Source organism: Rhodococcus sp. PvR044 (assembly GCF_040548995.1).
GTDB lineage: Bacteria > Actinomycetota > Actinomycetes > Mycobacteriales > Mycobacteriaceae > Rhodococcus_G > Rhodococcus_G oryzae.
Map to the genome: position 1 here is coordinate 1 of NZ_JBEPSX010000003.1, position 20,685 is coordinate 20,685.

Consider the following 20,685-nt stretch of genomic DNA (forward strand, 5'->3'; position numbering starts at 1 on the left):
GTGGTCATGGGTACAACCTTTTGATGTGAGCGGGACTGCCGCGGCCCGCGGTGTGTTGGGGGGTCACTCGTTCCGTGCGAGTTCAGTCACCATAGATGCCCGGTGTGGCGCCTGTCACCCCCAAGGAACAAGATTCTTCTCGTCTGACTGTTATTCGGGCAACTGATCGGGGTCAGATCGGCTCAATTGTCTAAGTTTGCGGGCGAAATTCTGCTCAAGCCTTGTCTTCGCTCCTCCGATCTGGTCATACTGATCCGCACGTCGACCGCCGGGCACCGCGCGGCCGACCTGTTTCCGGGCCCTATGCCGCAGGGCTCCGCACCCGTTCGTTCCGTCCGAGTCACCGTCAATTCGCATGAGCCGCAGGCTCTTTCCGATCACGTGACTAGGAACCCCAATGACAGAGACCGCTTCCACAGAACAACCCGCACCCACGCTGCACAAGACCATGCGGTGGTACGACGGCTTCGCGATGTCGCTGACCATGCCCGCCGCGTTGATCGCCTCGCTCGGTGCGTCGATCGTCGGCCTCGGCGGCTGGGGGGCCGTACTCCTGTGGACCATCTCGATGCTGCTGGCGACGGTGGCCAACTGGATCTACACCGAGCTCGCGGCGATGTTCCCGGACACGTCCGGTGGCATCGCGGCGTACGCGGCGGAGGCATGGAAGGAACGGGCACCGATCGTCGGTCCACTCGCCGCCGTCGGCTACTGGTTCCCCTGGACCACCGCGCTGTCGGTCTACGCCGGCATCATCGGTGCACTCGTGCAGTCCCAGTGGTTCCCTGACCAGGACTGGTCGATCAGTCTCGGGCCGATCGGGCTCGACTTCCCGATCATGGTCGGGCTGATGGTGATCGGAATCCTCTACGTGCTCAACATCGTCGGGGTCCGGATCACGATGACCTTCGTCTACATCACCGGCGGCATCCTGCTGATCCCGCTGGCGGTGTTCATCATCGGGCCGCTGATCACGGGCGGTTTCCACATCTCCGAGCTGACCTGGAATCTGCACGGCATCGAGGGTCTGCGCACCTCCTTGGTCTGGCTGTACGTCATGGCCTGGACCTCGTTCGGCGTCGAGGTCTGCGCGACGTTTGCCCCGGAGTACCGCAACACCGTCTCCGATACGGCGAAGGCGTTGAAGGCCGGCGTGCTCTTCTCGCTCGGCGTCTTCGTGTTGCTGCCCCTCATCCTCACCGGCTACGTCGGCGAGGCCGCGATCGCCGAGGCACCGACGACCTTCTATGTGTCGGCGTTCCAGGATCTCGTCGGTGGCGCCGCAGATGTCATGGTCCTGTTCCTGATCTGCTCGCTGCTGCTGATCATGGTGACCGGTCTCGCGGACGGATCCCGCGTGCTCTACAACATGGGCAAGGAGGGCACGAGTATCCGGCAGGTCGGCGTGCTGAACAGCCGGGGCATCCCCGTCCGGGCCCTGACGGTGGCCCTCGTGGTCAACGTGCTCGTCCTGACCGTGTTGAAGACGCCGCTGGCGATCATCGTCACCGGCAACCTCGGCTACATCCTCGCGCACATCTTCGCCCTGTCCGGGTTCTTCCTGCTCCGTAAGGACCGCCCGGATCTGGCGCGGCCGATCCGCCTGCCCGCGGTGTTCGTTCCGCTTTCCCTCGCGCTGGCCGCCGTCCTCGTGGTGATCCTGGTCGTGGGCGCCACCGGCTTCGAGGTGACCGGATACGGCGGCTTCAAGGAACTCGCTGTCGCGCTCGGTGTGTTGGCGCTGGGTGTCGTGCTCTGGCTGTACCGGCGCAAGGTCCAGGACCGCGGCGAGGTGACTGAGCAGGCGGTTTCGTGAACGCCTATGCCCTGCTGGCGGGGGCGATCGCGTGCGAGATCGTCGCCACCCTCTCGCTCAAGGCCGCCGACGGTTTCAGCCGTCCGCTGCCGTCGATCGTGGTCGTCATCGGGTACGCGGCCAGCTTCACGCTGCTCGGGTTCGCGCTGGCCCGCGGGCTCAACGTCGGGGTCGGGTACGCGATCTGGTCCGGCGTGGGAACGACGGTCGTCGCGATCCTCGGCGTGCTCATCTTTCGGGACACGCTCTCGGCCACCGCGATCGGAGGCATCGTCCTGATCGTCGCCGGGGTGGTGCTGCTCAATATCGGCCACGGCGGGAACCCCGAGGAGTCCGCAAGTCCCGGGGGTGCGTCGGTCGGCGCACCCGTCGGGGCGGCCCCGCACGGCGACGCCTGACGCCACGCCCACGACGCCGTCCCCGCTCGTGCCGGCGTTGCCATACCCCTTCACACAAAGGAACTCACATGTCGCCCATCACCCGTCGCTCGATGCTCGTCGGTTCACTCGGTGTCGCCGCCGCATTCGGTCTCAGTTCCTGCGCGACGTCCTCAGCTCAGTCGTCATCGTCCCCGGGCGCTCGGTACGACGTGATCGTCATCGGCGCCGGGGCGGCAGGGCTGGGGGCAGCCAAGCGGATCCATGAGGCGGGCAAGAAGGTCCTGGTGCTCGAGGCACGGGACCGGATCGGCGGTCGCGTCTGGACGGATCGAACGACCATGAGCATTCCGTTCGAGCGTGGAGCCGAGCTCCTGCACGGCGGTCCGGACATCTCCACGTGGGCCTACGTGACGGATATGGGCTTGGGCACGCACCGCCTCGACCCGAACTACTCCCGCTTCGACCCGCAGTCTCCCTGGGAGGTGCAGGGCTCCGCGCAGTTCTATCGATTCCCGAACGGGGTTCCTGCCGTCGGTCCAACGGCGCCGGCCCCGGCGGACGGCGAGACGGCGGAGGCCTACCTCGCCCGGTTGGGCATTCCGCGCTCGAACTACCCGCTCGCGCTGCTCATCATCGAGGTCGACGACGAGCAGTTCGATGTCTTGCCTGCGGAGAACGTCGTCGACACCCTGCAGGAGTGCCTCGATGTCGAGCGGACCGGCGAGGCACCGGTCGACGACTATGCGGGCGACTTCCGGGTGATCGGCGGCTACGACCAGATCATCCGCGCAATCGGTGAGCGGGTGGAGATCAAGACGAACACCGTCGTCGACACGATCACGCACAGCGCAGGCGGGGTCTCCGTTTCGGCGGGTGGCCGCGACTACGAGGCGGCACGGTGCGTCGTCGCGGTCCCCGCCGGAGTCCTCAAGGCGGGGAGGATCGAGTTCTCGCCCGCCCTCCCGGACACGAAACTCGATGCGATCGAACAGGTTCGGTACCTGTCCGTGTACAAGGCGATCCTCGAATTCTCGCGTCCGGTCATCTCCATGCCGTTCGGGCTGGCCGAAACGTACTCGCTCCGGCCGCCAGTGCTGTGGGACGCGTCCGCCGGTACCCCGGGATTCACGGGACAACTGCTCGTCGCCTGGGCAACCGGTGCTCAGGCCGACGAGTTGCTCGCGCTCCCGGAACACGAGCGTTTCGAGAGGTCGCTCGAGACGGTCCGCAGGCTGGGCGGCGACGCAAACGTCACCTATTCGAAGGCCTCGACCTACGACTGGTCCAAGGACGAGTTCGCGCTCGGCGCCTACCCGGAGAAGTCGGACAAGGTCATCTATGAGCCCGTCAACGGGGTGCTGCATTTCGCGGGGATGGTGACGAGCACCGTCCACAGGTCGCTCAACACGGGTACGGACGCCGCAGACTCCGTCCTTCGGTCGCTCTGATCTGTACCGAAACCTATTGACTCAGTTCACCAATCGAGAGGAATACATGTTCACCGAGTTCGTGAAATCCGGCCCCCGCTCGGGCGCCCGACGTGCCCGTCTGGTCAGCGTGAGCATCGGTGCTGCCGCGGCGGTGGCGATCGGCCTGATGTCGACCGGTGCGGCGCATGCCGACACGTTTGTGCCGCTGCCGGACGGGCAGAAGGCCGGGCCGGGTGCGGTGGTCTCCCGTACCGGTGAGAGTGTCCTGATCTCGCCGTCGCTGGCCGCCAATGGTGCCGGCCGCACCGCGTGGGTCTCGGGCACGGTGACCGCCGATGTCACCGGTGTCTCCGGTGAGGGCGAGGCGGGTCCGTGGAACGGTGCGACGAACGACAAGGGCACCAACAACTCCTCGACGCACGGGGTCTCGCGGATCAGCACCGGCTACATCGTGGGCTGCCAGGTCGACATCACCGGTCTCGGTGGGTCGATCGGGATGGGCGTGAGCATGGACGGCCCGTCGATCTCCGGGTCGCTGACGGTCCCGGTCTCGGCCGGCCAGGTGAAGTTCGTGGGTGTCGCGGGTAAGGACATCAAGAAGAACGGCAAGTACGCCGTGCAGTACCAGGACACCCAGATCGAGATCCAGAACTGCGGCGGCTACGCGCAGGCCCGCTCATACACGGTGGTCGAGATCGTCGGCAACGACTACTCCAAGACCACCCTGTACGGCCAGCCCTTCAGCATCGGCTGACCCAGTCCCCGCCTGAACTCGATACCTGAACCCTCAGAGGAAAATTCATGAACACCAGCAAGAATGGCCTGCGTCGCGGGCTGCGGATCTCCGCCGTCGGCGCGGCCACCGCGATTGCGGTCGGCTTCCTGTCGGCGGGTGCGGCGAACGCCGACACCTTCGTGCCGCTGCCCGGCGGCACCATCACCAAGACGCTCGCCGACGGCACCATCGTCACCGTCACCATGACCGGTGAGTCCGCGAACATCTCCGGCTCCATGGGTGCGACCCCGCTGCACCGCAACGTGTGGGTCTCCGGCTCGGCGAAGGTCGAGATCTCCGGCGGCTCCGGCGCCGAGGGCGGTTACATCGAGCCCGGCTACGTCGTGGCCTGCCAGCTCACCCTCGGCGGCGAGGCCGGCGGTGAGTCCGGTATGGGTGCCGGCTGGGACGGCACCGCGGGCGAGCCCGAGGCCGCCACCGCGGGCAACGTCTCCATCGGACCCGGCGAGGCCGCGAGCTTCTCGGTCCTCGACCTCGAGTATGCGGACGATTTCGGTGGCGAGTCGCACTCCGGCGAGCACTCCTTCGAGGGCGCCACCGGCAGCGTCACCTGGGCCGACTCCACCATGGGCGTCGAGGGCTGCGCCGGCTACGCGCAGGCCCGCTCCTACGTCAACGTCACCGTCGACACCGAGAACGTCAAGGGCACCGTCACCCTCTGGGGACAGCCCTTCAGCATCGGCTGACCGCCGCACGCAAGGACCCGGCCCGCGCACCCCAGGAACTGCGGGGGTGCGTGGACCGGGTCCTGGTTCGACGCGTGGTGCCGCTGCGGAAGTCCATGCACCGCGAGTAACTTCGGTCGACATGACGGACGATCCGATCGACCCCCGGCTCCAAGAGATCGCGGAGCGCGTCTTCGACGCGGCCAGGACGGGTGATTCCGCGACCATCGCCGCCTATCTCGATGCGGGTGTCCCGGTGAATCTCACCAACGGCGCCGGCGACACGTTGGTGATGCTCGCCGCGTACCACGGGCACGTCGAGGTGGTGCAGCTGCTGATCGACCGGGGCGCGGACGTCGACCGCCTCAACGGTCGCGGTCAGTCGCCGGTCGCGGGGGCCATCTTCAAGGGCGAGGAGGCAGTGGTGCGTGCGCTCGCCGCCGCCGGGGCCGATCCGAACGCCGGCCACCCGACCGCGGTCGACTCGGCGAAGATGTTCGGCAGGGAGGACTACCTACAGCTGTGGGGCTCGTAGTCGGTCAGCCGAGGTCGACGCCGAGCCGGTCGGCGAGCTCGCGCAGTTTCTGCATGTCGTCGATGCCGACCGCGACATAGGCGTGCAGGCCGTCCGGGTCCTCGCGGAGCAGGTACTCGTAGTCGCCGGTGGTCAGCGTCTCGCCTGCGGAGTCCAGAAAGCGCCATCGCACCCGGACCCGCACCAGCCGGTCGGTGAGCGCGACCGATTCGAGGAGCTCGTGCGCGACCCCTGCGACTCCTCCGAAGCGCCACTATCGACCACCTTGATCGCGCAGCCGCTAATTATCGAGGTAGTTGAGACCTGGGTCATGGGTATCGACCCGTTGTCCTCTGCATACGCCTTCTCGTGCTCTCAGCCCTGCTCGCCGCGCACCGACTGCCAGATCCGTTCGGGCAGTACCTTCGCCGCCTCGTCCAGGTCGATTCCCGGCGCAGCCGACAGCCAGCGCCTGCTGGTCTCCGCGACCGGTCCGATCACCAGCATCTCGATCAGCGCGGGGGACAGCGCGACCACCCGGCCCGCCTCGACGTGCGGGGTCATCCAGTCGGACATCGCCCGCATGCGGGGTTCCTTCTCGGCCGCGAGCTCCTCTGCGTGCGCGGGTAGAAAGCCCGAGTACGCCGAGGCGTGGATGAAGTGTGCCTGGGCGCGGTGTCGCCCCACCCAGCGCAGGTAGGCCGCGGCCATCGCCTTGACCCCCGTCCGCGCGGTGCGGCAGCGGACCAACTCGGCGATCAGCGAGTCCAGCAGATCGGACATGCACCGGCTGTACAGCGCCGCGGACAGGCCGTCGAAGCTGCCGAAGTGGTGGTAGAGGCTGCCGACGCTGACCCCGCTCTCCGTGGTCACCGCGGTCATGGTGAATCCGGAGGGCCCGGACCGTGCGAACACCGCCAACGCCCCGTCGAGGAGTCGCTGCCTGGTCTCGGTGCCCCGATGCTGCGTGCCGATGTCCACCTCCAGGGCCCACGGGCATGCCATTGACAGGCCGCCGCGCATTGACAATGCTTTCTAGAAAAGCTCTCTAATTTTAGCGGAGGGATCTGCGCATGCGCGAGTTCGAACTTCCAGCGACGTTCACCATCCCGGCGGATGTGTCGATGGCGGACACGGTATTCCGGTACGCGCAGGTCTCGCCGGATTTCGTCCCGTTCCAGCTGCCGTCCGGGTCCGGCTGGTCCGATGTCACCGCCGCCCGGTTCGCCGAGGGCGTCACCGCGGTGGCGAAGGGCCTGATCGCCTCCGGGGTCGCGCCGGGGGACCGCGTCGCGATCATGTCGGCGACCAGGTACGAGTGGGTGCTGCTCGACTACGCCATCTGGACCGCGGGCGCCTGCACGGTGGCGATCTACGAGACTTCGGCTGCGGCACAGGCGAAGTGGATCCTCGAGGACTCGGGGACCACGCTGCTGATCGTCGAGGCGCAGCGGCACGCCGACACGGTCCGAGAGGTGGCGGCCACCGCGCCCGCGCTGCGCGAGACGCTGCAGATCGACGAGGGCGCTGTCGACGAGCTGATTCGCCGCGGGGCGGGGGTGGACGACGCGGAGCTGCGCGCCAGGCGCACCGCGGTGGGGGCGAGCTCGCCGGCCACGCTCATCTACACCTCCGGCACCACCGGTCGCCCGAAGGGCGTGCAGCTGACCCACGCGAACCTGTTCGCGGAGTCGGTGGCCGTGCGCACCGCGCTGAGCGAGGCCCTCGTCGAGGGCAAGCGGACCCTGATGTTCCTGCCGCTGGCGCACGTGTTCGCCCGCGCCATCTCGGTGGGTGCATTCGACGCCAAGGTCACCGTCGCGCACACCTCGGACTGGACGACGCTGGTCGACCAGTTCGCAGCGTTCAAACCGAATTTCATCCTGTCCGTGCCGCGGGTGTTCGAGAAGGTCTACAACGCGTCCCGGCAGAAGGCCGTCGACGGCGGCAAGGCCAAGATCTTCGACAAGGCGGCGGCGACCGCGATCGAATGGAGTCGCGCCCGGGACGAGGGCGGCCCGGGCCTGGGGCTTCGGCTGCGGCACGCACTGTTCGACCGGCTGGTCTACGGGAAGCTGCGGGCGGCGCTCGGCGGCGAGTGCGACCTCGCCGTCTCCGGTGGTGGCCCGCTCGGCGCCCGGCTCGGGCACTTCTTCCGCGGCGTCGGCCTGCCGATCTACGAGGGGTACGGCCTCACCGAGACCACCGCCGCGGTCACCGTGAACACCTCGTCCCGCCAGCGGGTCGGCACCGTGGGCCGTCCGCTCGACGGACACGGGGCGCGGATCGCCGACGACGGCGAGCTACTGGTGCGCGGCCCGGTGGTGTTCGACGGGTACTGGCACAACGAGGAGGCCACCGCGGACGCCTTCGTCGACGGCTGGTTCCGCACCGGCGATCTCGGCACGATCGACGAGGCCGGGTTCGTCACCATCACCGGCCGCAAGAAGGAGATCATCGTGACCGCGGCGGGCAAGAACGTCTCCCCGTCGCAGCCCGAGGACGCGCTTCGGGCGCACCCGCTGATCGGTCAGTGCATGGTCGTCGGCGACGCGAAACCCTTTGTCGGGGCGCTGATCACGATCGACCCGGAGGCACTGACCGGATGGCGGGAGCGCAACGGGGTGGCCGCCGACGTGCCGCTCGTGGAGCTGATCGGTCACCCGGCGCTCGTCGCGGAGATCGATGCCGCGGTCGCGGAGACCAATGCCCAGGTGTCCTCGGCCGAGCAGATCAAGAAGGTCCGGATCCTGGCCGTCGACTGGACGCAGGAGACCGGCGAGCTGACCCCGAAGATGTCGCTCAAGCGCAACGTGGTCCTCGAGCGCCACGCGATCGATGTCGAGGAGATCTACACCTGACGGTCAGCGGGCGCCGGTCACGAGGTCGCGCTCGGCGTCCGCGCGGAGGTCGTACTCGGCGCGGGCCTTGGCGACCTCGTCCTGATGCAGTTCGGTCCAGCTGACCAACGCCTGGATGGTCTCGTGCAGCGTCTCGCCGAGCGGGGTGAGCGCGTAGTCGACCCGTGGCGGCACCACGGGGTACACGGTGCGGCGGACCAGTCCGTCGCGTTCGAGTTGTCGCAGCGTGACGGTCAGCATCCGCTGGCTGATGCCGTCGATCTCCCGACGTAGTTCGGTGAAGCGCAGGGTTCGCCGGTCCAGCAGCGCGATCACCAACAGTGACCATTTGTCCGCGATCCGGTCCAGGATCTGCCGGACCTCGCAGTCCTCCCTGGTGTCCCACTGGTAAGGGTCCCGGTCGTCGCCGGTATCGGCGCAGTGAGTCGGTTCCTTCAAAGTGCCTTCTTCCATAGTTCTCAATGGTGCCGAAGGATTGGGCCAGTTACAAGAGGGAACCGACCCCACGGCACGGAACCGGGGTCGATCGGTTCCCGACGGCCGACCGAAGGAGCGTTCAGTGCTGGAATCACCGCAACCACCCCTGCTCGAGCGAGATCGCGACCGGTTCGCCGGTCGGGAGTGGGCCATGCTCCTCGTGCTGTGCGGCGCGATCTTCCTCGAGGGCGTCGACGTGTCGATGTTCGGTGTGGCGCTGCCCTCGATCCGGGCCGACCTGTCGATGTCCACCGCAGAGCTCCAGTGGGTGATCAGTGCTTACGTGCTCGGGTACGGCGGCTTCATGCTGCTCGGCGGCCGGGCGGCGGACTTGCTGGGACGGCGCCGGATGTTCCTGCTGTGGCTCGGGGTGTTCATCGCCTTCTCCGGACTCGGGGGACTCGCCTCGGAGGGCTGGGTCCTGATCGCCGCCCGCTTCGTGACGGGTGTGGCCGCCGGTTTCATGGCGCCGGCTGGGCTGTCGATCATCACCACGACGATCGCCGAGGGGCGCAAGCGCAACCAGGCGCTGCTGGTATACGCGGGGACGGGCGCGGCCGGGTTCTCGCTGGGCCTGGTCGTCGGCGGAGTGCTCGCCGAGTTCTCTTGGCGCTGGGTCTTTTTCGCCCCGGTGATCCTCGCGACGCTGATCCTGCTCGCAGGCGTCCGGCTGATCCCGGTGCAGGCACGTCCGGCCGTGCGGTCGATGCGGGACTTCGATCTGATCGGTGCGTTCAGCGTCACCGGTGCGATGCTGCTGCTGGTCTACGGCGTGGTCCGGGCGCCCGACGTCCCGCTCGGCGCGACGGTGGCAGCGCTCGCGGGCAGCGCCGCGTTGCTGACCCTGTTTGTCGCAGTCGAGCGCCGGGTGCCCGCGCCGCTGGTTCGCCTGGGCATCCTGCGCTCGGGGCCCCTGGTTCGGGCGAACCTGGGCGCGGTCCTGTTCGCGGGCTCGTTCGTCGGATTCCAGTTCATCCTGGTGCTCTACCTGCAGGAGATGCGCGGTTGGTCTGCGTTGGCGACCGGGTTGGCCATGCTCGCGGTGGCGGGTGACGCGGTGCTCGCGCCCACGCTGACGCCGCGTCTGGTGAACCGGTTCGGGAACGTCCGGGTGATCTTCGCCGGGCTGCTGGTGGCCGGGGTGGCGTACGCGTCCTTCCTGTGGATCGGTGCCGACACGGCCTATGCCGCGATGCTGCCCGCGCTGATCCTCATCGGTGTCGCCTTCGCCCTGGTGTACGGGCCGTTGACGATCGCGGGGACGGACGGGATCGCCGAGGACGAGCAGGGCCTGGCAGGCGCGCTGCTCTACACCTCCTGGCAGCTCGGATCCGCGCTCGGTCTGGCGGTGGTCACAGCGGTGCAGGTCACCACGCTCGCCGGCGACCCCTCGGAGGCCGGCCTGCTCGACAGTTACCGTGCCGCGCTGACGGTTCCGGTGCTCGCCATCGCCGCGGCGGCCGTCATCACCGCGTTTGGTCTGCGGGCGCGTGCGGAGATGCGTTCGTCGGAAAGCGTGCCGGTAGCGGCCTGACCTCGCGCGCCCTCCCGCCGTCCCGCGCGCTATCAGGTGCGCGGGACGCTTCCGCGCGCCAGGGGAGATGCGCTGCTCAGCGACTCACGCGGCGCTCTGGAAGATTCCGGGAGGCTCGCAGACGTCCGGCGGCAGCTGGTCCCTCCGGTCCTGGAGGTCCTGGTTGCGTTCCATCCGTTCTCGCTCCCGGTCGCGCCAGGTGTCGTCGTCCCGGTCCATATCCCCGTCATCGAAGGGCGAGCTCGCGTTGTCGGGCTGTACCTGACAGGGGACCGGGTCCGGCGCGGCCACGTTCGTTCCAGCCCGGTCGTCACCGTAGCCGCCGAATAGCACGGCGGCAGCGGCAAGGGATCCGAACATCCAGGTGATGGCGAGTTTCACTGCCTCGTCCTTCCTGTCGGGGAAGGAGGGTCGACGCGATGCGGGCACAGCCCTGCTCCGGCGACAATGTCGATCGTCGTCGTCGCCCAGCCTTCCGGCAGGCTTCCGTCATGCTCGCGACCTGGCAGTGCCATCGGTCTTCGCGATCGCCCGCTCGCCCACCAATGGTGGTGGCCGTGGACATGGCGCGCCTCGAATAACCGTGTTCAGGTGCAACCAGGTGGCGCCAGGAGATATTCCCGATGACGGTGCGTGGCTACAGCTTCGACGACCGCAGCTCGTGACCCTTCGAGGTCTTGCAGCGCCCGGTCTCGAGGTCCCACTGCCAGCCGTGCAGGTTGCAGGTGAGGTTGGTGCCCTCGACGACGCCGAACTTGGACAGGTCCGCCTTGAGGTGCGGGCAACGCCGCTGGATCTCGTAGCCGCCGACCTCGATCGACGCGGAGTCGTCGTGCGCCTCGGAGAACCAGCCGTCGGCGTACGCGATCCGCTCGTCGGTCAGGCACTTGAAGAAGGTGTAGAGGAACTCGTTGTAGCCACCGACCCGCCACGCCTGGAACCGGGTGGACAGGAAGATGGTGTTCACCCAGTCGGGCTCGTCGTCGCGCAGGACCGTGCGCACCAGCTCGGGGGCGATGCGGAAGCCGTACCGGTACTTGCCCTCGCCCTCGATCGGCTCGCGCACGGTGCGGTTCGGGAAGTCCAGGACGACCGTCTCAGGTTCATTGCCAGGGGTGCCCATCACCAGGCCGACCGGGTAGCCGATGCCGTCGCAGATCAGGTCGGACTGCGCCATGATCGGCTCGAACTTTGCCCGCAGCGGCCCGAGCAGCGGCTCGCCCTCGGCGGGCGCCCATGACGCCTTCTCCGCCGCGAGGACCGGCGCCATCCGCTGCGCCATGTCCTCGATGTAGGCGGCCTTGTCGCTGAAGATCTTGTCGACCTCGGCATCCGGGATCGGGTGCGTCAGGGTCAGTTCGGCGCCGTGGACGTCCACCGTCGAGCCGGGGATCATCAGCACGCCGCCGTCGTTGCCGTGGATGCGCATCTGCTCCAGGAAGACGATCTGATCCGGGAAGATGTTGCCCTCGTCGCCGCGATCGTCGTTGAGGTAACGCAGCTCCTCGTCCAGGAACACCGGGGGACCGGCCGATGGCACCACCCAGGTGGCCCCGACCTGCTCGATGTAGCTGCGGCAGCGGTCCATGCCGCGCTGGCGCTTCTGCTTGCCGAAGTTCGACTTGGTGCGAGAGGGGATGTCGTAGACCATCGGGTACCAGATCGCGCCCGAGTACTGCAGCAGGTGGATGTCGATCTTGCCGAACTGCTCGTGCAGCACGTCCATGTCGACCGGGCGGGCGTCGTTCATGTTGAAGCAGGTGGTCTCGCCGTCGGAGATGACAAGGCCGGAGTCGCCGATCGGGCCGTCCGCGGGGGCGCGCAGCGCGATGATCATCACATCGAGGTCGCCCACCCTGTGCTTGACCGAGTCCTCGGTCTCGAAGAACTTGGTGAAGCCCAACTTCTCCAGTTCACGCTTGAGGTCCGGCACCGGGTAGTCGGGCAGCAGCACCGTCGCGTCCTTGTTGACGTGCTTGGTGAGCGTCTCCGGGTCGAAGTGGTCCTTGTGCAGGTGCGAGACGTAGAGGTAGTCGCAGTTGCCGAGGGCATCCCAGTCCAGCGCGGTGTTGTCCGGGAACGGGAACCACGATGCGAAGTACGCGGGGTTCACCCAGGGGTCGCACAGGATCGATCCGGCCTTGGTCTGGATGTGGAATCCGGCGTGTCCGACGCTGGTGACCTGCACTGGTAGTCCTCCTGGGGGTTTACGACGCCTCCAGGGTAGGCGGCCGGGAGGTCGCCCGGCACCTCGCGTGGCGTCGGCCACTCCAAGAAGGGACCAAGGTCCTTGCTCCGGCGACCGCGTCCGGCCCGTCCGTACGGTGGATGCGGTGAATGCCCGGAACAGTCCTCGCCCCCCGGTCCGTCACCAGCATGCGGCGGAGCGACGATCGGGACGACACCGTTCACAACAGCGGCGGCGACGGGGTGGGCGGGTGCGGCTGCTGTCGGCCTCGTTGTCCGCGATGGTGCTCGGCGGCGTGGGCCTCGGCTGGGCGGCGCAGTCGCACCTGACCTCGGGGCTGCAGTTCTCGGACGCGCTCGACGCGCTCGCGGGGAGCGGCCCGAAATCCCGGCACGGCGACGCGAACATCCTGTTGATCGGGTTGGACAGCCGCAAGGCGATGGACGGCAGCGACCTGCCCGCACAGTTCGTCACCGACGAGCTGCACGCGGGGGACAGCGGCGTCGGCGGGTACAACACGAACACCCTGATCCTGCTGCACGTCCCGGGCGACGGCAGCCGGGCGACGGCGGCCGCGATCCCGCGCGACGACTACGTGAGCGTCCCCGGGTACGGGATGCGCAAGATCAAGGAGGCCTACGGTCTCGCCAAGGCCGACGAGGACAGCCGGTTGGCCGAGGCCGGTGTCGACGACGCCGAGGACCGGGAACGGCAGTCGCGCGATGCGGGTCGCCGCTCGACACTCGCGACGGTACAGAACCTGCTGCAGGTGCCCATCGACCACTTCGCCGAGGTGAACATGCTCGGCTTCTACCACCTGGCGCAGGCGGTCGGCCCCGTCAAGGTCTGCCTGAACAACGCCGTGCAGGACGACTTCTCCGGGGCCGACTTCCTGGCCGGTCCGCAGTCACTCGACCCGGCGCAGGCGCTGGCGTTCGTGCGCCAGCGGCACGGTCTCGACAACGGGGACCTGGACCGCACGCATCGCCAGCAGGCGTTCATCGCCGGGGTGATCGCCAACCTCAAGAACAGTGGCGTCATCGGCAACATCGGCAAGATGCAGTCGCTGGTCGACATCGTCAAGAAGGACGTCGTCATCGATTCGGGGATGGACCCGGTGTCCTTCGCCTCCCAGGCCGACAATCTGACCTCCGGCAACCTGGACTTCTTCACGCTGCCGATCGAGGAGTACGCCACGGTCGACGGGCAGTCCGTGAACCGGGTCGACCCGGACCGGCTGAGGGCGGAGATCGCGGCGCTGTTCGGAAGCGGTCGGTCCGCAGTCGTGCAGGGCGGCAGGCAGGCGCCGAGTCTCCCGGACCGTGACGAGCCCGCGCGGGGCGCGGCGCCGGACGAGGGCCTGCGCGCCTTTGCGGGCGACGTGCCCTCCTCGGGGCCGCAGGGCGGGGCCGTGCGGGCGGACGACGGCATCCCATGCGTGGACTGACCCGACCCGGGTGTGTCGACTGACCCGACCCGGGTGTGGTGAGTCCGTCCCGCTCTCGTCGTGGTGGGCCGGATCACGGCGGTCGGGCTACGCTGGCCGACGTGGAACCCGTCTACAGAACGATCATCGGTATCGCCCGCGTGGTGTTCGCCGCCGAGGGATTGAAGTTCACCGTCAAGGGTGACGAGCACATCCCGGCCACGGGTGGGGCGGTCATCGCCGTCAACCACACGGGGTACATGGACTTCACCTACGCCGGTTTACCGGTGCGCACCGTCAAGCGCTACATCCGGTTCATGGCGAAGAAGGAGGTCTTCGACAACAAGATCTCCGGTCCGATCATGCGCGCGCTCAAGCACATCCCGGTCGATCGCGCTGCGGGCGCCGAGTCCTACCGGGCGGCCGTCGGCGACCTGCGCGGCGGGGAACTGGTCGGCGGGGAACTGGTCGGCGTGTACCCGGAGGCGACGATCAGCCGCAGCTTCGAGCTCAAGGAGTTCAAGTCAGGCGCCGCGCGGATGGCCATCGAGGCCGGGGTGCCGATCATCCCGGTCGTGATCTGGGGCGCTCAGCGGGTCTGGACCAAGGGTCATCCGAAGCGGTTGGGGCGCACCAACACTCCGATCTCCATCGCGGTCGGCGAGCCGATCCAGCCGTTCGAACCGGCTGGCGAGCTCACCGCGAAACTGCACGCGACGATGGAGTCGATGCTGCACGGGCTGCAGCAGGACTACGAGCACCCGGCGGGCGCCTACTGGGTCCCCGCGCGCCTCGGTGGCGGAGCCCCCACCCTCGAGGAGGCCAACCGGATGGATGCCGAAGAGGCTGAGGCGAAGGCGGCACGTCGGGCACAGCAGTGAGGCGCCGGCTGCTGCGCATCGCGGGTGCGGTCGTCGTCGTCCCGGCCGTAGTGTTGCTGGGCTCGATGGCCTGGGTTGCCGCCGCATCGGCGGGCCACGTGTACGACCCGGAGGACGCTCCGGAGGCTCCGGTGGTGATCGTGCTCGGCGCCAAGGTCAAGGATGGAAAGCCGATGTCCTTCCTCGCCGGTCGCCTTGACGTCGGCGCGCAGATGGTGCGCGAGGGCAAGGCCCGCGCGGTGCTGGTCTCCGGCGACGCGAACGGCACATCCGGCAATGAGATCGCGGCGATGACCGACTACCTGGTGGCCAAGGGCATCGACCGGTCACTGATCGTCGGTGACGACTACGGCCTGGACACCTACGACACCTGTGCGCGCGCCGCGACGACCTTCGGGGTGCGCAAGGCGCTGATCGTCAGCCAGGGCAATCACGTCGCCCGGGCGGTGGCGCTCTGCCGCGACGCAGGCATCGATGCCGACGGCGTCAAGGGTGACTGCGACTGCCGCTTCATCACCGTGGCCAGGAACACCGTCCGGGAGTGGCTGGCCAGCCCGAAGGCCGTCGCAGACATGCTCAGCAGCAGGGACCCGAAGGTCGTCTCGGATCCCGACGACTCGGTCGACCGGGCGCTGGCGGGCTGACGGCGCCCGGCACCAGACGACCCCGGCACCAGACGACAAGGGCCGGCTCCCCGATGGGGAGCCGGCCTCCGTTATCAGGTCAGGATCCGGTCAGGGTCAGGAACCGAAGACGGACCCGACCGAGCCGAGGTCGACGGACCCGTTTCCGGTGCCCGGCTCCGGGTCGGGGCCCGGGTCGACCGGTCCGCCCGCGCCGACCTGGATGGTCGCGAGGGCCCGGCCGCCCGCGTTCACCGGCACGTCGTTGGCGGGCCGGGTGCCGTCCTTCGGGGTGCAGAAGGTCGGAGCGTTCTGGTTCGAGCCGAGCGCGAACGCCCGAGCCAGGAAGGTGTCGTAATTCTTCTCACTGTTGTAGTTGGCGGCCTCGCCCGCGACGCGCACCTTGGGGGTGACGACGCCCTCGGCAACGGCCTTGACCGTGACCTCGACGGCGGGCAGCTGGAACTTGGTGGAACCGTCGGCGGTGGGGTTGCCGTCCATGTCGGTCTTCGTCTTCTCCACCGCGATGCCGCCCGGGGTGTTCAGGCTGGACTTCGGGCCGTTGCCGACGGTCTCGTTGTCGCCGGACAGCCGCAGGATGGTGCCCGCCGCGTCGGGCTCACCCGCGTCGTTGACGCGGATGACCGAGGGCGTGACGCCGGTCAGGCCCTTGCCGGTGCCCACCACGACCGTGGCGCCGACGAACTCGGTGTTCTCCGGGAGCTCCCAGTCGATCTTGAGTCGCTGAATGTCGGTGGTGGTGGCGATGGACTCCTTGTCCGGCAGGGAGCTCACCGTCGGTTGCAGGCGGTAGCTGAACTGTTCGCCGACCTTCACGGAGCCCGGGGCGTCGATCGTCATGCCCAGCGGCTGCGACATGTGCTGGGTGAGGATCGCCCTCGCCTGGCAGGCGCCCTGGAACTCGATCGAGGTGGGCGCGGCGGATGCGGGCGACGCCATCAGCAGGCTGCCCGCGGCCACCGCCGCGGCGGCGACCACGGGGACCGCACCCCGGCGAACGTGCGTGAAGGACATGCATTGCTCCTTACTGGCTTCGGAAACAGTTAGTTGTACAGAAGTAAAGAGATTCTGTGACCCGGACCATAGAGGAGAACTCGTTCGCATAGGCATCGAATCGTTGAAACTGCGATCAGCCCAGCGTGACAGGGGATTCCGCGTCCCGGTCCCGCCATGGATGGAACGCGTTGCACCGATTCGGCATCGTCCGTCACCGCGACAGCATCCGCTGACCCGCGCCGCGCCGTCACCCGCCGGCGGCGCCCGCCGTGATCACGTGCCAGGTCCCTTTGACTCCGTCGCCGCTGGTCTGGCCGGGCTCGGTGTCCTTCGCAAACCGGTACAGGGGCAGGCCGTCGTAGGTCGCCTGCGTGGCCCCGTCCGGTCGGGTGACGGTTCCCAGCGCACCCGCCAGCGGCACGACGGCCCGCGGTGCCCCGAGGGCGGGCGGCCAGATCTCGGCGCACTGACCGGCACACCGGCTGACGCCAGGCGAGTCCTCGTCGAACCGGTAGAGCGTGAAGCCGTCGCCGTCGGTCAGCACGGTGCCGAGCGGAGTTTCCGCCGTGCTCAGCCCGGGGCCAGCCGCCGGCGCCGCGGTCGTGCTCGATGCGGCAGGCGCCGCGGCAGGCTCGTCGGTGCTGTCGCCGCAGCCCGAGAGCGATGCGATGGCCGCGCAGGCGCAGGCCGCCGAGATGATCGACTTCTTGGTAAGCACAGGATCTCCGTCCACTCGTCACTGGTCGTCGCCGCCCGCGGCGGGGCGACGCAGGGGAGTACGGACGGCCCAGCGGCGCCGTTCACCGGCGCCACGACCCGGCAGGTGAACCCGATGCCAGACTCGGGGTGAACGCAGCAGCCCTCGGCTCCGTACTCCCCGGTGGACGTCGAGCGAACCGACGACATTCCGGCGGTGTGGAGGTGAGGTCGTGCGGCTACGCAGGTTGCGTCAGCGAGCGGATCAGTCGGTCGGCAGCCTGGCCGACGACACGGTGTTGCGGGCCGCGTACGACGATCACGGGAGCGAACTCTTCGCGCTCGCCTATCGCTCGCTCGGGGACCGGGGGCGCGCGGAGGAGGCGGTCCAGGAGACGTTTCTGCGGGCCTGGCGGGGCGCGGATCGTTACGACCCGCAGCGCTCCGCCCTGCGGACCTGGCTGTACGCGATCTGCCGCAACGTGGTGATCGACGCGAGCCGCGCCCGCGCCGCCCGGCCCCGCATGGCTGACGCCGAGCCGCCCGACCTCCCGGTGGTGGAACGCCCGCTCGAACAACTCCTCGTGGGACTGCAGATGGAGGAGGCGTTGCGACGGCTGTCCGAACAGCATCGGCTCGTCCTCGTCGAGATCCATCTGCGCGACCGCCCGGCCGGCGAGGTCGCGGCCCAGCTGGGCGTCCCCGTGGGCACCGTCCGCAGTCGGGTGTACTACGGGCTGAAGGCGCTGAGACTCGTACTCGAGGAAATGGGGTGGCACGGTGACCAGTGATCACTGCCTGCAGATGCGTCCCCTGCTGGGGATGTACGTGCTGGGGCGTCTCGACGACCGCGAGTTCGTCGCGCTGCGTGCCCATCTGGACGGATGCCCGGACTGCCGCTCGGAATTGCGCGACCTGTCGCCTGTCGCGGCGACCCTGTCGGAGGCCGATCCCGACCGGCTCACCGAGCCGCTGCCGTTGCCGCCTGCGGCCCTGCCCGACACGATCTTCGGGGCCCTCGACCGCGAGCGCGGACGGCAACGGTACCGCCGGATCGGGCTCGTCGCCGCGGCCGCGGCGGCCGCCATCGGCCTGGCTGCCGGTGGGTTCGTGCTCCGCGGCATCACCGTGAGCGGCCCACCCGGCCAGCCGGTGGCGTTCACCGCACTGTCGCCGGGGGTGGCGGCCTCCGCCCGGGTGGAGAACCGGGCCTGGGGAACCGGCATCAGCCTCGATGTCACCGGACTCCCACAGGGCGGGACCTACAACGTCTGGCTTCAACGCCCGGACGGAAGTCGCATGAACGCAGGAAGTTTCATCGGGGGCGGCGACCGGACGATGTCGATGCAACTGGCGGTGGGACTGCCGATGTCGGACGCGACGACGCTCGGGGTCAGCGCCCCCGGCGACGACCGCGCGCTCCTGCAGGCGCCGCTGCGCTCCTGACGCCTCGCGAGGGCTCAGCGAAACCGCGGGTGCCACACCGCGCGCACGCGGTCGTCCTCGACCACGGTGATGTCGGGCCAGCGGTCGAAGGCCGAACAGGGGTGCGAGATCCCGAGATCGACGATGTCGCCGACGTCGAGTCCCTCGGCGTCGGCGAGCACCAGGTGATGGTCGAAGATCTGGGCCGCCGTCGCCTTCGCCGCTGTGCGGGGCACGCCCCGGGAATCGGTGGCGGACAACAGGACCGGCAGGCCCGCGTCGTAGGGCAATTCGCGCTTTCCGGCGCCGACCACGATCCGCCCGGCTTCCGGCGCGGACAGAACGACGGCCCGGACCGTCAGGGCCGCACGCAGACCCGAGACCGGGGACACCTCCGCGTAGGTGCCGTGGTCGTGCGTGACGTAGCAGCCCGACCGCAATACCGGGACCACACGCCCGCCGTGGTCGGGAAGGTCCACCAGGGCGTCGACGACCCGGTCCGGGAACGCCGAGCCGCCCATGCTGAACACGGGTCGTTCGGCCCGGATCCATGGTGACGCGGCGCGGAACGCCGCCACCGCCTCTCGGCAATGCGCATCGACCAGGGCGATGGTGTCCGCGTCCCGTCGATTGGGGCGGACGCCCTCATAGCCCGCGACGCCCGCGAGGACGACGCCCGGCGTGGTCGCGCACTCCCGGGCGAGGTCGAGCGCCGCCGCTGCATCCCGGACACCACTTCGTCCGCCGGGGGTCCCGATGTCGATGAGGACATGCAGGGGATGGGCCGCGTCCCTCATGACAGAACCCGCCTGGCTCAGGCCCGCCCTCGAGTCCACCAGGAGATAGAGCTCGACCGTCTGGTCAGCATCCAGCCACGCACGCACCGCCTCGAGGTCCGGGCGATGGATCACCTCGTTGGCGATGAGGATGCGCCGCGGCCCCCATTCGAGGGCGATGGCGGCTTGCCGAACTGTGGCGACCGTGACCCCCCACGCGCCTGCGGCCAGCTGACGCTCGACGATCGGGCGCGTCATCGTGGTCTTGATGTGCGGGCACAGCTCGACGCCGCGGTCGCGGCACCACGCCGCCATGAGCCCCACGTTGTGCTGGACCGCGGGCAGGCTGAGCCGCAGCTCCGGCAACGACGACGGCCCACCGGGGCTAGCCACGGCGGCGAGACAGGGCCGTGCTGGCCACAGAGTTGTGCACGGTGAACGAGACTGTGCCCGGGAGGAAGCGGTCGTCGGACCACAGCAACGGGGTGCTGGCCGGGTCGGTGACGCGCCTGCGCTCGCGCAGCAGTGGCGAGCCCTCGACGCACCCCAGGTGACGGGCGTCGTCCACCTCCGCCTCGACGAGGTCGACGGTGTGATCGGCGTCGGCGAACACGACGCCCGCGTCCAGCAGCGGGGACGCGTGCGATGGGGCGTCCGGCGGCAGGTCGGCGACCAGTTTGCCGATCTGTTCGGGGTAGATGGCGCGCTCGAGCATGACTGGAACGCGCGAGAGGGTTCGCAGTCGCACCACCTGGTAGATCCGCGATCCCGATGCGAGCTGGAGCTGCTCGCACTCGAGCGGCAGGGCGAGGCGGTCCTCGACGGCGATCGTCCGGCCTCCGGGATCCTCGCCGATCGAGTGCGCCCAGCCGCTGAAGCTGAGCAGTTCGAAGAAGCTCTGCGTGCGCGCCGTGCCGAGAATGACGCGGCGGGTGCCACGTCGTGAGGTGACCAACCCGTTCGCGCGCAGGACGGCCAGCGCCTGACGGACCGTGCCACGGGAGACACCGTACTGCCCGGCGAGGCCCTCCTCGCTGGGCAGACGGTCCCCGGAACCGAATTCCCCTGAGGTGATCGCCTCCCGCAACTTGGTTGCCAACTTTTCGTACTCGGCCTGGGGGCGCTTGCCCCTCGACTCAGCCAATGCTCGTCTCCGTCCGGCTCGGTGATCTTTGCCTCA

The 20,685-nt window shown here is 68.8% G+C and carries 22 protein-coding genes; 13 read left to right on the forward strand and 9 right to left on the reverse strand.

Annotated elements, in window-relative coordinates:
- Positions 1-397 precede the first annotated feature (397 nt).
- From ABIC28_RS08495 to ABIC28_RS08520, 6 genes are all read left to right on the forward strand, one after another.
- Entirely contained in the window at positions 398-1,816 is a 1,419-nt protein-coding gene (locus tag ABIC28_RS08495) for an APC family permease (protein ID WP_097214445.1), read from the forward strand.
- Positions 1,813-2,214 carry a DMT family transporter gene (locus tag ABIC28_RS08500; RefSeq protein ID WP_246045258.1) on the forward strand — a complete coding sequence of 134 codons (402 nt, stop codon included), beginning with the start codon at positions 1,813-1,815 and terminating at the stop codon, positions 2,212-2,214. The genes ABIC28_RS08495 and ABIC28_RS08500 overlap by 4 nt, the downstream gene beginning before the upstream one ends.
- Before the next feature lie 68 nt (positions 2,215-2,282).
- The gene (locus ABIC28_RS08505) at positions 2,283-3,644 is read left to right on the forward strand and encodes a flavin monoamine oxidase family protein (protein WP_097214444.1); all 1,362 of its coding nucleotides are present in this window, start codon (positions 2,283-2,285) and stop codon (positions 3,642-3,644) included.
- Between the two features lie 46 nt (positions 3,645-3,690).
- Positions 3,691-4,380 carry an MspA family porin gene (locus tag ABIC28_RS08510; protein ID WP_354578430.1) on the forward strand — a complete coding sequence of 230 codons (690 nt, stop codon included), beginning with the start codon at positions 3,691-3,693 and terminating at the stop codon, positions 4,378-4,380.
- A 47-nt stretch (positions 4,381-4,427) separates the two neighbouring features.
- Entirely contained in the window at positions 4,428-5,108 is a 681-nt protein-coding gene (locus tag ABIC28_RS08515; protein ID WP_354578431.1) for an MspA family porin, read from the forward strand.
- A 121-nt stretch (positions 5,109-5,229) separates the two neighbouring features.
- Positions 5,230-5,622 carry an ankyrin repeat domain-containing protein gene (locus ABIC28_RS08520; RefSeq protein WP_097214164.1) on the forward strand — a complete coding sequence of 131 codons (393 nt, stop codon included), beginning with the start codon at positions 5,230-5,232 and terminating at the stop codon, positions 5,620-5,622.
- 4 nt (positions 5,623-5,626) lie between these two features.
- On the opposite strand, the gene ABIC28_RS08525 is transcribed toward ABIC28_RS08520, so the two are convergent.
- Both ABIC28_RS08525 and ABIC28_RS08530 read right to left on the reverse strand, forming a co-directional pair.
- Positions 5,627-5,794 (reverse strand): hypothetical protein, encoded by a 168-nt coding sequence (locus ABIC28_RS08525; RefSeq protein WP_179800711.1) that lies wholly within the window; start codon positions 5,792-5,794, stop codon positions 5,627-5,629.
- 182 nt (positions 5,795-5,976) lie between these two features.
- Entirely contained in the window at positions 5,977-6,606 is a 630-nt protein-coding gene (locus ABIC28_RS08530; protein ID WP_097214162.1) for a TetR/AcrR family transcriptional regulator, read from the reverse strand.
- Positions 6,607-6,674: 68 nt separating this feature from the next.
- Here ABIC28_RS08530 and ABIC28_RS08535 point away from each other — a divergent pair, with 68 nt between their 5' ends.
- A complete protein-coding gene (locus ABIC28_RS08535) occupies positions 6,675-8,462 on the forward strand; it encodes an AMP-dependent synthetase/ligase (RefSeq protein WP_354578434.1) in 1,788 nt (595 codons plus the stop codon).
- Positions 8,463-8,465: 3 nt separating this feature from the next.
- On the opposite strand, the gene ABIC28_RS08540 is transcribed toward ABIC28_RS08535, so the two are convergent.
- Positions 8,466-8,915 carry a winged helix-turn-helix transcriptional regulator gene (locus ABIC28_RS08540; RefSeq protein WP_077043242.1) on the reverse strand — a complete coding sequence of 150 codons (450 nt, stop codon included), beginning with the start codon at positions 8,913-8,915 and terminating at the stop codon, positions 8,466-8,468.
- A gap of 106 nt (positions 8,916-9,021) precedes the next feature.
- On the opposite strand from ABIC28_RS08540, the gene ABIC28_RS08545 reads away from it, so the two are divergent.
- Positions 9,022-10,473, forward strand: coding sequence for an MFS transporter (locus ABIC28_RS08545; RefSeq protein WP_269590376.1), 1,452 nt, complete (start codon positions 9,022-9,024; stop codon positions 10,471-10,473).
- 84 nt (positions 10,474-10,557) lie between these two features.
- Here ABIC28_RS08545 and ABIC28_RS08550 read toward each other — a convergent pair whose 3' ends face one another.
- Both ABIC28_RS08550 and ABIC28_RS08555 read right to left on the reverse strand, forming a co-directional pair.
- Complete coding sequence (locus ABIC28_RS08550; RefSeq protein ID WP_097214160.1) at positions 10,558-10,854, reverse strand: hypothetical protein; 297 nt, start codon at positions 10,852-10,854, stop codon at positions 10,558-10,560.
- Between the two features lie 256 nt (positions 10,855-11,110).
- Positions 11,111-12,661 (reverse strand): MBL fold metallo-hydrolase, encoded by a 1,551-nt coding sequence (locus ABIC28_RS08555; protein ID WP_097214159.1) that lies wholly within the window; start codon positions 12,659-12,661, stop codon positions 11,111-11,113.
- Between the two features lie 250 nt (positions 12,662-12,911).
- Here ABIC28_RS08555 and ABIC28_RS08560 point away from each other — a divergent pair, with 250 nt between their 5' ends.
- From ABIC28_RS08560 to ABIC28_RS08570, 3 genes are all read left to right on the forward strand, one after another.
- Entirely contained in the window at positions 12,912-14,108 is a 1,197-nt protein-coding gene (locus ABIC28_RS08560; protein WP_257017828.1) for an LCP family protein, read from the forward strand.
- A gap of 101 nt (positions 14,109-14,209) precedes the next feature.
- Positions 14,210-14,968: a lysophospholipid acyltransferase family protein gene (locus tag ABIC28_RS08565; RefSeq protein WP_354578438.1), complete on the forward strand. Its 759-nt coding sequence runs from the start codon at positions 14,210-14,212 to the stop codon at positions 14,966-14,968.
- Between the two features lie 65 nt (positions 14,969-15,033).
- Entirely contained in the window at positions 15,034-15,612 is a 579-nt protein-coding gene (locus ABIC28_RS08570; protein ID WP_354578812.1) for a SanA/YdcF family protein, read from the forward strand.
- A gap of 96 nt (positions 15,613-15,708) precedes the next feature.
- Here ABIC28_RS08570 and ABIC28_RS08575 read toward each other — a convergent pair whose 3' ends face one another.
- Complete coding sequence (locus ABIC28_RS08575) at positions 15,709-16,626, reverse strand: Ig-like domain repeat protein (RefSeq protein ID WP_354578440.1); 918 nt, start codon at positions 16,624-16,626, stop codon at positions 15,709-15,711.
- Between the two features lie 229 nt (positions 16,627-16,855).
- Positions 16,856-17,326, reverse strand: coding sequence for a COG4315 family predicted lipoprotein (locus ABIC28_RS08580; protein ID WP_354578442.1), 471 nt, complete (start codon positions 17,324-17,326; stop codon positions 16,856-16,858).
- A gap of 211 nt (positions 17,327-17,537) precedes the next feature.
- On the opposite strand from ABIC28_RS08580, the gene ABIC28_RS08585 reads away from it, so the two are divergent.
- Positions 17,538-18,095, forward strand: coding sequence for a sigma-70 family RNA polymerase sigma factor (locus ABIC28_RS08585; protein WP_269590380.1), 558 nt, complete (start codon positions 17,538-17,540; stop codon positions 18,093-18,095).
- 13 nt (positions 18,096-18,108) lie between these two features.
- On the forward strand, positions 18,109-18,750 hold the full coding sequence (locus ABIC28_RS08590; protein ID WP_354578814.1) for a zf-HC2 domain-containing protein: 642 nt from the start codon (positions 18,109-18,111) through the stop codon (positions 18,748-18,750).
- Positions 18,751-18,764: 14 nt separating this feature from the next.
- Here ABIC28_RS08590 and ABIC28_RS08595 read toward each other — a convergent pair whose 3' ends face one another.
- Complete coding sequence (locus tag ABIC28_RS08595) at positions 18,765-19,898, reverse strand: alanine racemase (protein WP_097214154.1); 1,134 nt, start codon at positions 19,896-19,898, stop codon at positions 18,765-18,767.
- Entirely contained in the window at positions 19,891-20,649 is a 759-nt protein-coding gene (locus ABIC28_RS08600; protein WP_209927912.1) for a GntR family transcriptional regulator, read from the reverse strand. Before ABIC28_RS08600 ends, ABIC28_RS08595 begins: the two co-directional genes overlap by 8 nt.
- Between the last annotated feature and the right edge of the window lie 36 nt (positions 20,650-20,685).

What these genes read in the sequence shown, in the direction of transcription:
- ABIC28_RS08495 (WP_097214445.1), top strand. Translation starts at nt 398, where the DNA reads ATGACAGAGACCGCTTCCACAGAACAACCCGCACCCACGCTGCACAAG.
- ABIC28_RS08505 (WP_097214444.1), top strand. Translation starts at nt 2,283, where the DNA reads ATGTCGCCCATCACCCGTCGCTCGATGCTCGTCGGTTCACTCGGTGTC.
- ABIC28_RS08510 (WP_354578430.1), top strand. Translation starts at nt 3,691, where the DNA reads ATGTTCACCGAGTTCGTGAAATCCGGCCCCCGCTCGGGCGCCCGACGT.
- ABIC28_RS08515 (WP_354578431.1), top strand. Translation starts at nt 4,428, where the DNA reads ATGAACACCAGCAAGAATGGCCTGCGTCGCGGGCTGCGGATCTCCGCC.
- ABIC28_RS08520 (WP_097214164.1), top strand. Translation starts at nt 5,230, where the DNA reads ATGACGGACGATCCGATCGACCCCCGGCTCCAAGAGATCGCGGAGCGC.
- ABIC28_RS08530 (WP_097214162.1), bottom strand. Translation starts at nt 6,606, where the DNA reads ATGGCATGCCCGTGGGCCCTGGAGGTGGACATCGGCACGCAGCATCGG.
- ABIC28_RS08535 (WP_354578434.1), top strand. Translation starts at nt 6,675, where the DNA reads ATGCGCGAGTTCGAACTTCCAGCGACGTTCACCATCCCGGCGGATGTG.
- ABIC28_RS08540 (WP_077043242.1), bottom strand. Translation starts at nt 8,915, where the DNA reads ATGGAAGAAGGCACTTTGAAGGAACCGACTCACTGCGCCGATACCGGC.
- ABIC28_RS08570 (WP_354578812.1), top strand. Translation starts at nt 15,034, where the DNA reads ATGGCCTGGGTTGCCGCCGCATCGGCGGGCCACGTGTACGACCCGGAG.
- ABIC28_RS08575 (WP_354578440.1), bottom strand. Translation starts at nt 16,626, where the DNA reads ATGTCCTTCACGCACGTTCGCCGGGGTGCGGTCCCCGTGGTCGCCGCC.
- ABIC28_RS08590 (WP_354578814.1), top strand. Translation starts at nt 18,109, where the DNA reads ATGCGTCCCCTGCTGGGGATGTACGTGCTGGGGCGTCTCGACGACCGC.